The sequence below is a fragment of the Enhygromyxa salina genome (assembly GCF_000737335.2).
Taxonomy (GTDB): domain Bacteria; phylum Myxococcota_A; class Polyangia; order Nannocystales; family Nannocystaceae; genus Plesiocystis; species Plesiocystis salina_C.
In genome coordinates this window covers 1-12,945 of record NZ_JMCC02000016.1, presented here as the reverse complement: position 1 = coordinate 12,945, position 12,945 = coordinate 1, and the positions used below count along the sequence as shown (strand labels likewise).

Sequence of the window (12,945 nt, the reverse complement as noted above, 5' to 3'; positions counted from 1 at the left end):
AAAACGCCGCTGTGGTGGGCCCACTGCAAGTTTTGGCGACAAAGCCCTCGGCGAAAAGGCCAAGCGAGGCGGCGCGAGGCATTGCACCACGGGCTGCTAGAGCGCCGATCAGTTTGGAGTCGCGTCGTCAGGTGCGTCTGGGGCCGTTCCTGCCTAGGAGGGAGGCCGAAGCTGTATCCGGCATACTCCTACTTGGTATGTTTATCCCACGAATTCGGCACTTCTGAGCGTACCTTGACCACGGTTCCGCGTCCTCTCCAATTTCAACCACGTTTCTGCCAACCGCCCACTGGCCCCCGGATTTGCCATGTCCGCGGGGCGCAACGTGCGGGTTCGATCACTGCTCGTCGCCGGAGTCTAGCAGACCTGCGCGCCTGAGAAGGAAGTCATCCACACCCTCGCCGCGAAGACGCCGGATGATCTCGTCGACCTGTGGGCGGCGGCCGCTGCCGATCTGATGAAGGTGCTGGGCGGTCTCAGCGCTGCTCCAGTGCATGTAGATCTCGGTCATGTCCAAGCTCGCGTGCCCAAGCAGATCCTGCAGGGAACGCAGCGGCAGCCCGCGCTCGGCCCACTGCCGCCCGAGGCTGTGGCGCCCGACCTTCGTGGTGAGATGGATCCGCTCGCCGGTCTCGTCCCGCAGCTCGAGGCTCTTCGCCTGCTCGCGGAGCTTGCGAAGCAGTGACTGGCCGTCCGCTGGCCGCTGCGAATCCCTCAACGAGGGGAACAGCAGCCCCCAAGCATCGGAGGTAGGCAACCGGCTGACCGCCTCGCGCACCTCCGGGTGCAGCGGACCGCGCCGAGGTCGGCCGCTCTTGGTCGGGCCGAACTCCTGGCCGTCCCAGTTGCGTGCGATGTTGATCGTTCCGTTCTCGAAGTCGATGTCCGACCAGCGCAACGCTTGGACCTCGCCAACGCGACAGCCCTGGCGAAAAAGAATTGTGAAAAAGGCGTAGAGCACGATCCGCGGCCTCACACTGAGCAGCAGCGTCTCGGTCTGGGCCTCGCTCAGAGCAGCAGGGACCCGGACACGTTCGACGCGAGGTCGGGTGAGGTTGGGTGGCAGCGGCAGCGCGCGCTCGACTGCGCTGCCCTTGCGCTTGGCGAACTTCAGGATCCCCCGCACGTAGCGGAGGTGAAGCGCGACGGTGGTCTCGGCGAGTCCGTCGTCGACCATCTTCTTGTGCACGTACTCGTCGATGCTGTCCTCGTTGACCTTCGTGATCGCGCGGCGCCCGAAGAACGGGACGAGGTGCACACGCGAGACCGCCTCCTTGCTCTCGATCGACTGTCGGCGGTTGGCGCCGTTCCGCCGGGCGGGGTTCGAGGCGTCCTCTAGCCAGCGGGCAGCCCAGTACTTGAAGATCCGTGGGGCCGTTGGATTTACGCGAGGCGAGCTCGACTTGGGTTCACCTGCGCGCTCGAGTATCGCGGCGCGCTCGGCCTCCGCCCACTGTTGGGTGCGGGCGCGGGTGTCAAACGGAGAGAAGCGGCGAAAGCGAACCCGCTCGCCCGCCACGCTGACCGTGAAGTCGACCTCGAGGCGTCGGCGGCTGCCGACCTCGCTGATCTTGATTCCGTTCTTGGTTCGGGAGTTTCGTCGTTTGTTAGTTGCCATGATCTGTAGTGGCCGCGCACCCACTCCGGGTCGCGGGTTCCATGAGGTGAGACAATCGGACCCCACACGCACAATCCACGGGTCTTGTTCCCTATTTGCACAACTTCCCTACTAGATTTGCTCGCATGCAGGCTTACTGATGCAATGCACCGATGTCATCGCTATTCTGCTGTAGTACTCGCGCAGCCTTTGCTCGTGCTCGCGCAGCTCCGCGCAAAACACCCGCACGTTCATAGCTCCCGGCGGCACTGGTCAATATCGATGTCGTGACTTCCCCAGATGAGCCATGGGCATGGGCCAGATGGCTTGCGAGTAGTTCAGACCACATTCCGGCGATACGCGGGAAATGTTGCAGTTCGTAGGATCCGCGCTCCCATGCTGTGAGTACTGCACGTTCGTCTCCATGCCTGGCGTGTTCGACAACCTCCCCACTAGCGACCGCGATGCGCCCAATGTTGGCGAAGCGCACGGGGAACGCCCCGTCCGGCCTCGGGCGCGAGATCTGGCCGCGAGAGAAGAGCAGCAACGCAGCGATCGGAAGCGCCGCCACGACCCATCGCCGTCGTGGACGCGAGATCGCGTGAAGTGCCGTAGCCAACTCGTGCATGTCCTGCCACCGCTCGCTGGGATCACCAGCGAGGCCGCGGCGAAGCACCCGGGCGACGCGGCGACCCATCCTGGATCCCACCACCTCCTTTGCCACGAGACAAAAGCTGTACTGGTCTGTCTTGGCGTCGGGTGGCAACCCAGCGCGGATCTCCGGCGCGAGGTATTTCGTCGCGCCCCCTCGGCCTGCCCTCGCCAGCCCGAGATCGATGATGACCGGCTCTCCACCGACGACCATGATGTTCGAGGGCTTGACGTCGGCGTGAACCAGCTTGGCGTCGTGGATCGCGGCCAGGCCATCCGCCGTTTTGGCCAGGAGCGACAGCAGAGCCCTGCTGTCGTCCCGTTTTAGACGAACCCACCGACGCAGCTTGATCCCGTCCAGATACTCCATCACCACCTCGACCACATCTTCCTCCTGGTAGACATCGAAGACGGTGACGACGTTGGGATGCCTGATCGCTGCGAGCGCGCGAGCTTCGCCAAGGTCGATCGCGCGGGTCCGCTTGAGCGCGACGAAGCGCTCGAGCACGCGATCCCACGCGCGATACACAACACCGAAACTGCCACTGCCGACGACGGCATGAAGCTGATATCGACCGCGAAGCACTGGGGGTTCCGATGGAGCACCCAAGCGTCGAAGCGCGACGTGGCGAGAGACGGCGACGAAGATCTCGTCCATCTCGTTGGTCATGTTCAATCCTATTTAGTGAAGGTACAGTCGCGCCCGCAGCTTGGACGTCGCTAGCCGAATTCGAGAGCGAACCGTCTTCTCTCGAGCCCCTACCTGCTCAGCGACCTCCGCGGCCGAGAGTTCATGGAGATATCGTAGTCGCATCGCTTCTCGCTGATCCGAGTTGCTCAACTCATCGAGCGCCCGCCGGACCTCGAGCCGACTGACTTGTGCCGTAGGAGACGTCCTCGCCGCCGGCGTCAACTCGGGTCGTCGCGTCCGCCTTCGATAGTGGCGACCGACCTCCGTGCGAGCCACCCGAGTGAGCCAACCCGCGAATTCACCGCGCCCCAAGTACCCGCCCCCCATCACCCTGACCCACACGTCATGCGAAATGTCGTATGCTGTATGCAATGACTCCACCCGAGTCGCTATCCATCGAAGCAGGGTTCGATGATGGCGGTCGATGAGCTCAGTTCCTGCTGATGTATCCCCTTGTTCAACCCAAGACCGGTACAGGGCGATGTCATCTCGTGTCACGCGGCGAAGTGTCAGGGCAGAGGTCGAGAGAGTCAACTACTACACCCCAGCGAATCGCGGTACTCAGATTGCCATATCCACATTGTGGAATGTTGCCACCTTGTGTTGAAAATTTACCCACGTACACACTCGAATTCCGACCGGCCGGTTTGCAAGAGTGAGCCAGTAGTCGCCGGAGCAGCCGCGATCCGGCCGCAGCCACACGCGCCGAGGGCCGAGGCGTTTGAGGCTCTGGCCAACTGTCCCGGCGACGAGTGAACCTGCGGTCGTGGGTGCCAGTGGGACTGTATCCGTTGCGTGCGGTTCGGACGCGCTATCGAGCAGCCCCTCGGGCGAGCGGCCGGTTTGCAATCCATGTGGAAACATCTCGAACGTCGTGCGTGTGCTGGTCTCCCCGCTCTGCATGTAGCTGCGGCCGCGATGGTGGCCAAAATTGGTGCGGCCCGAGCACTCTCGCGTGCTCAGGCCGTACCCGACAGCCGCTCGGCCAGGGTCACACGAGGGAGTAGCGAGTCCCGCGAGCCTGGCCGGTGTAGGTCACGGCCCCAGAGCCGATATGACGGTTGAGCGCGGTGCGGAGTTGGTGGGGCGTCGCGCCCAGCCGCTTGCGCAGGCCCTCCGCGCGGACGTCCTTGCCCCCGAGCGCGGCCAGCCCCTCGAGCACGGCCGCGTCCAACTCGGCGCGGCCCTCGTCGGTCCTCACGTTCCAGGCGCGCGACCGACCGGCGGCCTTTGCTGGCGCCGCCGGAGTCGCCACCGGCTCGACGGCTGCCGGCTTCGTCGCTTTCGCGGGCCGGCCGGCCGTCGTCGCTTTCGCGGGCGGGCCGGCCGTCGTCGCTTTCGCGGGACGGCCGACCTTGCGCGCCGACTTGCGCTGCTTCGCGGGTTTCGCCGCGCCGGTCTGCTCGGGCAGCACGTCGCGTAGAACGACCCCTCCGAGCGCGGGAAACTCGACCACGAGGGCCTTCAGCTGCGCCGCTGTCGTCGAGGGGTTGGCGGCGACGACAGCACGAAGCGCCGCTGCTCGCTGTTGATCGAGGGTGTTGGTGTATTGAACAACGATGCTCATTGGTGGTGTTCCTTGCCTCATTCGTGGACAGATGCCAAGCGCTGCGTCAGCGTTGCGTGGACAGTCGCGGGGTGCCTGGAGAGATGTCGTCACTTGCGGCGGCGAATCGCGTCGCTCGCCTTGCCGCGCAGAATGCCGACAAGATCGCGTCCGCGGGCCTGAAGCGTCACTCCGAGCCGCTCGACAGCGCGCTCGCCGACATCCGCGAGTGCACCGATCGCGTCATCGATCAGATCCCCGCTAAGTCGGCGAGCGTCGAACTCGGCGCGGGCGATCGGGTCGAGCAAGGTGCGTCGAGCTTCATCGAGCAACCGGGCCTGCTCGGTGTCGCCGCCAGGCTTGTCGGGGTGGGCGTCGCGGATCTTCTTTTTATAGGCGCGGCGGATCTCGTCGGCGGTCGCGTCTGGGTGGATCCCGAGGGTCTCGTAGTGGTCGGCGCAGCTCATGGGGCTCTCCTCGCTTCGTGGGTGTCGTCGGTTGATCAGGTAGTGGTGTCGTGAACGAGCGCCCGAGCGCGACGCAGGACCTCGTCGAACCGCGCGCTGGCGATCTCGATCCGCTCACGGCTGTGTCCGCGGGTAGCGGCCAACAGCTCGACGCTCGCGGTCTCGAGCAGCTCGAGGGCCTCGCGTTGCCGCCGAGGATCCCGTAGCCAGCGTGGGTCGCCGTCGATCCGCAGCGCGAGGCGCAGCGCCTCTTCGGAGCTGTGCACGTCGAGCTTTTGATAGACGTTGTACAGGTACCACTTCAGCGTGGGCTTGCTGACCCGCAGCTCGACCGCGATCTGCTCGCGCGAGATCCCACGCAGCAACAGCGTGAGCGCTTGGTGCTCGCGGCTCGACAGCCGGTAGCGGCGGGCGACGACGTCGGCGATCTCCTCGAACAGGTCGCCCTCGATCTGCGCCAGATCCCGCACGGGTTCGAACCCAAGCGCACCGAGCACGGCCTCGATCCGCCGGGCCGACTCGTCGCTAGCGACGCGAAAGTCGACGCGCTCGAGCTCGGCGCCGGCTTCGGTCTCGTGGCTGCAGTCCACGGCCACGCGTTCGAGCCGAGCGCCGTCGGTCTCCTGGCTGGGTTCCTCGGTCATCCGTTCGAGCTCAGAGCCAGCTTGGTGGTCGCAGACCCCGGTCACGCGTTCGAGGTCGGCATCGGCTTGCCGACCGCAGGCCTCGGCATCGGGTTCGAGCTCAGCGCCGGCTTCGATCTCGTGACTGCAGTGCACGGTCACATGGCCTCCGAGTAGACGCGCATGACCAACCCGGCGAACGCGTCAGCAATCCCCCCGTCGAACAGCTCCGCAGCCTTCTCGAGTTCGTCGCGGTCGACGCTGTTCTGCGCGCCCATGATCACCTCGCGGATGAGCTTCGCGGTCAGCGGCCGATCCTCGAGCTCGTCGAACACGGCGCCGAGCGTGGGCGTGACGCTCCGCAGCTGGTCCCGAACGTCGGGGCCGACCAAGCCGAGCAGTCGCCGGGCCCGCTCCACGATGTCTCGATCCGCCTCGCTCATGTCGTCCTCAGGCTCTGCGGGCGGTGGTGGCGGTGGCGGTGGCGGTGGCGAGTTCGCGGCGCTGTCGTCCGCGCTCGGGTGCGGCCGCGCTCGCGCTCCCGTCGCAGCCGACGGCGGCTCGTCGCGCGGACGAGACGCAGCCGATGCCTCGCGGTGCTTGGCCGCGTTGGCCATGAGCACCGCCTGGATCAGCAGTGACCCTTGCTTGATCCCGTCGCGCATGAGCTCGGTCCGCTCCTTCCCGAGCTCGGCCGTCTGCTCCACGCTGGCGAACTTGGCTTGGCCCTCGAGGCCCTGATGAAACAGAGTGACCCCGAGCCCCGCGATGTCGCCCGCGCCCTTTGTGAGGGTCTTTAGCGCCTCGTTGAGGTAGCGCGAGCCCGAGAGCTGCCTGGCCAACACGGCGTCGAGTCGGCCCACCGAGGAGAACAGCAAGCGCTCGAGGATCGTGACCACGCGATCATTGGATTGCTGGACCACGAGCATGGCGAACGCCGTCGGATCCGACCGCGACAGCTCCACGTATCCGGCGTAGTCGTCGTAGCCAGTCGGCGCGGGTGGGACTGCGGAGGGCGGCGGCGGTTGCCAGCTGGGCTTGTAGTCATGCTCGCCGAAGTCGTGGTGGTCGTTGTCGTTGAATGCTGCGCTCATGTCGTCCGCCGCGGCCGTGTCGGTGTTCAAGTAGAAGGTGATCGAGCGGTACTCGCGTTTGGGCCCGTCCGCGTCCGGCTCGTCGAGTTCGCGGCGAACCTGGGCCTCGAACTTGCTCTCGCAGGTGCCGCCGTCGTGCAGGTGCGTGGCGTAGGCCGTGACCGCGCGGGCGATCTCGACGTTGCTGTGGCCCTCGAGACCCCGCAGACGGTTCTTGGTTAGGAATCCCGTGGCTGCGGTCTCGTGCGGCCGCCAGCGAAACCGGATTGCGAGCAGCTTCGCGTCGCTCGCCAAGCGCTCGAGCCCGTCGATCAACTCGGCGGGCACGTCCGCGTCGAGAAGATCAGGCAGCGAAGGGGTCGGAGTTTCCCAGTCCATGAATACCAGCCGTTCTCATTCCCTCGTGAGGGCGTGAATCTTCGAATACCGGCAGTCTTCGCTGCCGGCAAGCGATGAATGCAGCATTCATGGGTCGGGTTCTCGGCGAACTCACGACAATTTCGGATTCGTTTCGACTTTGCATTTAGCCTCGATCCGCGAATTGCCGGTGCTATTTCAAGTTTCACGGCGTCGAGAAGGTCGCGGCGAGAACCCCTAAACGGGCTGACGTGAGCCGCCCACCTATCCAGAGTCGGGCACCGAGAAGACTTCATGCGAAGCGCAACAAAGAACCTGTCGCTGCTGTTCGCGGTGCCGCCCATGGGCGGCACCGGTGGGGGTGAGCTGTGACGACCTCGCCCAGTCCGGACATGGAGGAGGGGATCGCCCCGGTGGGCTCCGAGGCGTGGAAAGCCTGGCAGCTGAAATTGCCGCCCATGCCCGAGATCTTCATGCGTTCGAGGACGGCGTCAGCGCCTCTCACGGGGACGCCCGGGTCGCGTCGCCGCTCAGCGATCACAGCGCTCGCGGTCATGGTCGGCTTGGGCGTCGGCGCGTTCGCGCTGTATCGGTGGCGCGCCGGCAAGCTGGACCAAGAAGAAGCCCCAGCGCCGGCCCTGACCGAGGAGCCGGCAAGTCCCATCCAGGAGCCGGTGAGTCGCGGGGTCTGGTTGCCGCAGACGCCCGAAGAGTTTGATGACCTTCGATTGACCGTACGCGCGTTCGTTCGCCTGGCGCCGAACATCGAGGATCACCGTCGCTTGGTCTGGCTCTGGCATTGGCGCGGCACGCCGTATCCAACCGTGGATCAGCCTGGCGAGCACCCGTCGCATTGGCAGCTGGCCGAGATCATCCGGGGCCTCGTCGACGAGGCCCGAGCAGAGGCGCGACCAGCGGCCACCATGCCCGCAAGCGCCCCCAAGGTCGCCACCGAGCGGGCCATGTCGCCGGATCTGACGGCCTTCACCTGCGACATACCAACGCCTGGCTACTTCTATCGCGTGCGGGCGGCGGACGAGCTCGTGGGCGAGGCTGGGATCGTCTCGAGCGTCCTGCACGAGGCCGCGCTCGATGCCGCCGCCCGCAAGGGCTGGCCGACTCACAAGGCCGAGGCGCGCGCGCGCAAGCTCGCGGCCAACCTCGAGGCCCAGGCCGCGTATCGAGAGATGCTCAGCCGAGGCGAGTGGAACGCCGGACAGCTCGAGCCGCTGAGCGAAGGCGCGCTGCTGTGGCTACCGCCGGTTCGTCGCATGTCGCTCATGGACCGCAGCCGGTCGCGGAGGGTCTGCGTCGAGCCGCGGGCTTGGCCGGACGGATCGAGCAAGCTGGAGCCGCCGCCGCAGCTGCGCGAGATCGCTGCTGGCTGCTCGCCCATCGATGACTCCCCCGGGGTCTCGTTGCTCCCTGAGGACGTGAACACTCAATTTCCGGCCGTGAGTGCAGCGATCATGGCCACAATCGGCGCAGACGCACCGGTCATTTCCGGTTCGTTTCGATTTTGCGATTAGCCTCGCTCCACGATTTACGTCGAGAACGTCGCGGCGAAACCAAACAGGTAGACACGCGGACCTGCGACGCCGCGTGCCAGTCGTTGAAATTCCAGCCTAGCCTACCGAGGATTGGCTGATGGTGACTCGTCTGCGCGGGCGCTCGACCCCCGGTGCTCGAGTTCCTCGATCAGAGCAGCAAGCACGCGCTCCAGCAGCCCCAACTCCACGGCGGAGCGCCCGATCAGCAAACCCGTGATGCGGGCGACATCCTCGGGTACGCCCTCGAGTTCGAAGGTAACGAACATCGCCGCGACGGAGAGACCCAACCCCTTGCAGACCTTGCGTAGCGTCCGCAACGACGGCGAGAAGTCCTGATGCTCGAGCCGTCGGATCGTGTCGGCCGCGAGCCCGCTCCGAGCGGCCAGCTCCTCTTGTGTCATGCGCCGAACCTCGCGTAGGCGTTTGACGTGAGCCCCGAACGAACTCGAATTGTCGGCTTTGTCCATTGTTGTTGCCATCCCCTCGTCGCTGGTGGCGTCGGTCCATAGAGCCTCGAGCGTTTCGAACAAGATCTCGAGCAGCTGCATGGCCAGCTCGTGGTCGCATTCAGGCCGGCCCGCCACGAGGTCGAGGAGCTCTCGCCTGACGTCTCGCACGCCCAGCTCGTACTCGACAAACAGCGTGCTCATCTGCAGCCTCAACCCGCGCGCGAGCTTGTCCAGCGTGTCGAGACTCGGGGAGAGTCCACCATTCTCGAGTCGACGGACGGTGTCAGGCGACAGACCGCTGCGCTCCGCGAGGATCTCTTGCGTGAAGCCCCGCGCCCTTCGAAGCGAACGCACGTGCTTACCAAAGCGAGTTCGATCGGATGTCATCGTCGAGGCCACCAACGCCAGCGCGTGGGCACGCGTGCAGATCGCAGCGCGGAGAGCTGTCCGAGCAGTTGATCAAGCGTCGGTCGCTCTGCTGGATCCGATCGCAGCGCCGGCCGCAATGTGGCAGTCACGGTCGGCGACACGGACGACGGGGCCTCGCCCTCGTTGAACTGGCCCTCGCGGGCGCGCTCGACCAGCACCATGGTCGCGGCCGAAACATCGGCGCCAGGTGGCGGCTCGCCAAACGGCGGACCCCCGAACAGGCAAGTCCACGCACAGCACGCGAACGCAAACAGGTCGCCCTCATGCCCACGCCGCCCATCGGCCACCTCTGGCGCGATGAAGCCCGGCGTCCCAACCACGCGCCCGGACCACCCGGGCGTCGTCACCAGGCCAAAGTCGCCGAGCTTGGCGACCCCATCTTTGACCAACACGTTCGCCGGCTTCACGTCGCCGTGCACGAGCCCGGCTGCATGAACGAGCGACAACCCACGGCCGACTTCGAGCAACCGATCAAGCACCTCCGACCACGCCTCGCCACCCTTCCATGCCAGGAGATCGCAGTCACACAGATCCATGACCGAGTACAACCATCCGTCATGATCACCCACGTCATGCACACGCAGAATGTTGGGGTGGTCGAAGCGCGTCATCGCCTGAACCTCCGCCAGCAGCCGCCACGTGGTCTCGTCGTCGCTGTCGTGATGCACCTTCAGCGCGACCTCGCGCGCGAGCAGCTGATCCACCGCAGCGAACACGGTGCAGCCTCGCGTCCGAGCGATCGTGCCGAGCAACAGGTATCGACCGCGCGCGCTCGCCTTGTCCGCGAGCAGCTTGCCTGCGACGTCGGTGATCGGAGCACCCACCCTGCTAGCGACGACCGACATGACCTTGGGCGACCACAACCGGCGCGCATCCGTGAACACCGGTCCCCACGACCGGGGCGGGCCGATCAACCACAGCTCCTGGCACGATCGCCACGGCGGCACGCCTCGCGGAAACTCCTGTCGCCGATCCTCCACCGCGTCGTTCATGGAACACCGCGTCCTACAGCGGGGACTCCCTACGCTGCACGTCCGTTGCCCACTCACACGCGCTGTGGCGGCTCTCGTCGGCGCTGCCCCGGACGGAAATTGATCGTAGACGGAAATCAGCGACTTCGAGCATCGCCTCAACCCCGTCACGGGATGCTGCACGCGCGTGTTTCTCTGATCGGGTCAGTTTCGCACTTGTCCCAAAGGCCAGGGGTCCTCGGGAGTCGCTGATATCTTCCGCACGATGCTGGACCATCAGAAGCTGCTCGACGGGGACCCGTCGGCGACGTCCCACTTTGTCAGGGTCGCCCGCCAATGGGCGCGCAGGTTCTTCCGCAAGCGAAGCCAACTCGACGGGGTCATTCAGTCGGCGATGATCGAGATGCTCGCCAAGCTGCGCGCGGGCAACATACCCGAGCCTGAGCGCATGTTCTTCTGGGTGCTCTCCTGCACCAACAACGCCGTGCGTCGCGAGTTGACGCGCGTCCGCAACAACAGGGTCGTTGGCTGCGAGTCGGCGCGGCATTGCCTGAGCGCCGTGGGCCCGAGCGAGCGGGTTCGTGCCCGTGACGAGCTGCAGCGGGTCGACGCGTTGCTCGAGGTCTGTGACGCGAGCGCGCGCCGGATCATCGAAGCGCGAGCGTACGGGTACACCTATCGAGAGATCGCCGACGAGTTGAATCTCGGGCCCGCGGCCGTGCGCGCTTCGGTCTCCCGTCTCCGCAAGAAGCTCGTTGCGCAGCTCGAGTCCCAACGACACCGAGAAGGTCTGCGCCGAAAGGCTGTCCAAGCGACACTCGACCGGCATCGTCAACTGCCACCTCGATCCGATCCCTCGAGCTCGATCTCCTCAGCGACCGCGACTCGATAACAGGTGCCCGTTGTCCGCCCCTCACCCTCGAGCAAAGGTCGCTGTCCGAGCACAGCCAACACCAAACCATGCTCACGCCCCGTCATGATCACCACCTTCTGGTCCGAGGTGGTCGAGCGCCGCGAGCAACCTGCGACGGCGCGACGCGGACGAAAGCGCGAAGCGTTCCCCGATCATCCATCCCTGCGGCGCTCGAGTGATGAAATAGTCGAGGACCGGCAAGTACGTGGATAGACGCACATCCTGGCCCCGCTCGAGTCGAACGATCGCGCTCGTCGCCACCCCTGTCAGTTCCGACAGCTCCGCCCGCGTCAGCTTGCGCTGCTCCCGAAGCTCGCGCAAACGCTGCCCCACGACTGGCTGTCGGAACTTGCTTGAACTGGGTCGCGCCACCTCGATCCGCGATGTCAGGTGCCCCACATACTTGTGACGAAAAATCTCAGACTTTTGCTGCCTGGTCGCCGGCCCGCTGCCCGGAACCGCAGCTCACCCAAAGCGGGCAGCGGGCCGGTGGTGAATTCTCCCGAGACGATACATTTGCGGGGCTGCTACCATCGGAGGAGCATGGTTGATGCATCGACGGAGTCATTCGACGACCTTCCTCGGCTCTCGGAGGAGCGCTTTTTCGTGATCGGCGGCATCGGTTCCGGGGGTCACGCGACGGTGATGCAGGCATGGGACCGCCAGCTCCAGCGCCGGGTCGCGTGCAAAGTGTCGCTCGACTTGTCGGCGCTCGACACGATGAATCCCGAGATGCTCGAAGCGCTGGGGATCACCGACAGCGCGCGAGAAGACCTCTGCGAGGCCGCAGCGGCGGGCCGCAGGTACACGCCACTGCGTGAGGCCCGGTTGCTCGCGCTGGTCGAGCACCCCAACGTCATCTCCGTAATCGACGTGGGGCTGTTTCAACTGCACTTCATCGCGCTCGTGATGCCCTACATGCCGGGCGGTACGCTGGAAGAGCGCGAGTTTTTGGGGCCGTGGGAGGACACGTTGGATGTGGCGCTGCAGATCGGCCGCGGGCTGGCGGCGATCCATGACGCGGGGATCCTGCATCGTGACCTCAAGCCCAACAACATCCTGTTTGATGCCGATGGGCGGCCGTTTGTGGCCGATCTCGGGCTCGCCTGTTTGGTCAACGACTCGCTGGGCATGGGCGATCGCGTGGGCACCAGGGAGTACATGGCGCCCGCGGTGATCGACCGCGGATTTTTGGATGTCCGCGATGATCTGTATGCGTACTGCATGATCGTCTACGAGATGTTTCACGGCCACTCGCCGTTCGCCAGTATGGCGGACCGCGAGCGTGGGCGGGTGTCGAAGCCGAACCGCGCCGACAGGGTGCCGCGCTCGATCGACAAGATCCTCGCCCGGGGCCTGGCGCCCGACGCTGGCAAGCGCTGGCCGAACATGGCGGCACTGCTGGGTGCGTTGGAGATCGAGCACCAGCCGACGCGGCGGGGCTGGCCGTGGGCGGCGGCTGTTGGTGGCGCGGCGATCGCTGCGTCGGTGGCGGTTGGGTTCTTGGTGTCGGCGCAGCCGGCCCACGCCGACGCGTGCGAGGAAGTCATGAGTGAGCTCGAGTCGATCTGGAACGACGAGCGCCGGGCCGAGCTGCGGGGCGCGTT

General features: G+C 65.7%; 13 protein-coding genes. 3 read left to right on the top strand and 10 right to left on the bottom strand.

The features are described 5' to 3' along the window. Nucleotides 1-337: 337 nt before the first annotated feature. The 7 genes from DB30_RS08215 to DB30_RS08185 form a co-directional block, all read right to left on the bottom strand. The gene (locus DB30_RS08215) at nt 338-1,618 is read right to left on the bottom strand and encodes a tyrosine-type recombinase/integrase (protein WP_052547527.1); all 1,281 of its coding nucleotides are present in this window, start codon (nt 1,616-1,618) and stop codon (nt 338-340) included. Between the two features lie 133 nt (nt 1,619-1,751). Continuing rightward, nucleotides 1,752-2,918 carry a serine/threonine-protein kinase gene (locus DB30_RS08210; protein WP_146658288.1) on the bottom strand — a complete coding sequence of 389 codons (1,167 nt, stop codon included), beginning with the start codon at nt 2,916-2,918 and terminating at the stop codon, nt 1,752-1,754. A gap of 12 nt (nt 2,919-2,930) precedes the next feature. Continuing rightward, nucleotides 2,931-3,437 carry an RNA polymerase sigma factor gene (locus DB30_RS43050; RefSeq protein WP_420870646.1) on the bottom strand — a complete coding sequence of 169 codons (507 nt, stop codon included), beginning with the start codon at nt 3,435-3,437 and terminating at the stop codon, nt 2,931-2,933. Between the two features lie 493 nt (nt 3,438-3,930). Then, on the bottom strand, nt 3,931-4,506 hold the full coding sequence (locus DB30_RS08200) for a hypothetical protein (protein ID WP_052547524.1): 576 nt from the start codon (nt 4,504-4,506) through the stop codon (nt 3,931-3,933). 89 nt (nt 4,507-4,595) lie between these two features. Continuing rightward, nucleotides 4,596-4,952 (bottom strand): J domain-containing protein, encoded by a 357-nt coding sequence (locus tag DB30_RS08195; protein WP_052547522.1) that lies wholly within the window; start codon nt 4,950-4,952, stop codon nt 4,596-4,598. Between the two features lie 35 nt (nt 4,953-4,987). After that, nucleotides 4,988-5,731 (bottom strand): helix-turn-helix transcriptional regulator, encoded by a 744-nt coding sequence (locus DB30_RS08190; protein ID WP_146658286.1) that lies wholly within the window; start codon nt 5,729-5,731, stop codon nt 4,988-4,990. Nucleotides 5,732-5,733: 2 nt separating this feature from the next. Continuing rightward, the gene (locus tag DB30_RS08185; protein ID WP_146658285.1) at nt 5,734-7,047 is read right to left on the bottom strand and encodes a hypothetical protein; all 1,314 of its coding nucleotides are present in this window, start codon (nt 7,045-7,047) and stop codon (nt 5,734-5,736) included. Between the two features lie 533 nt (nt 7,048-7,580). On the opposite strand from DB30_RS08185, the gene DB30_RS08180 reads away from it, so the two are divergent. Next, the gene (locus DB30_RS08180; protein ID WP_146658284.1) at nt 7,581-8,555 is read left to right on the top strand and encodes a hypothetical protein; all 975 of its coding nucleotides are present in this window, start codon (nt 7,581-7,583) and stop codon (nt 8,553-8,555) included. Between the two features lie 101 nt (nt 8,556-8,656). Here the strand turns inward: DB30_RS08180 and DB30_RS42180 are convergent, their stop codons facing one another. After that, nucleotides 8,657-9,379 (bottom strand): helix-turn-helix domain-containing protein, encoded by a 723-nt coding sequence (locus DB30_RS42180; protein WP_052547513.1) that lies wholly within the window; start codon nt 9,377-9,379, stop codon nt 8,657-8,659. Nucleotides 9,380-9,408: 29 nt separating this feature from the next. Continuing rightward, nucleotides 9,409-10,446: a serine/threonine-protein kinase gene (locus DB30_RS08165; protein WP_052547511.1), complete on the bottom strand. Its 1,038-nt coding sequence runs from the start codon at nt 10,444-10,446 to the stop codon at nt 9,409-9,411. Nucleotides 10,447-10,690: 244 nt separating this feature from the next. On the opposite strand from DB30_RS08165, the gene DB30_RS08160 reads away from it, so the two are divergent. Continuing rightward, nucleotides 10,691-11,317 (top strand): sigma-70 family RNA polymerase sigma factor, encoded by a 627-nt coding sequence (locus tag DB30_RS08160; RefSeq protein WP_052547508.1) that lies wholly within the window; start codon nt 10,691-10,693, stop codon nt 11,315-11,317. Nucleotides 11,318-11,389: 72 nt separating this feature from the next. Here DB30_RS08160 and DB30_RS43045 read toward each other — a convergent pair whose 3' ends face one another. Next, on the bottom strand, nt 11,390-11,671 hold the full coding sequence (locus tag DB30_RS43045; protein ID WP_052547506.1) for a helix-turn-helix domain-containing protein: 282 nt from the start codon (nt 11,669-11,671) through the stop codon (nt 11,390-11,392). Between the two features lie 210 nt (nt 11,672-11,881). On the opposite strand from DB30_RS43045, the gene DB30_RS08150 reads away from it, so the two are divergent. After that, nucleotides 11,882-12,945, top strand: a 1,064-nt coding sequence (locus DB30_RS08150) for a serine/threonine-protein kinase (RefSeq protein ID WP_146658283.1), incomplete at its 3' end; no start/stop codon positions are given.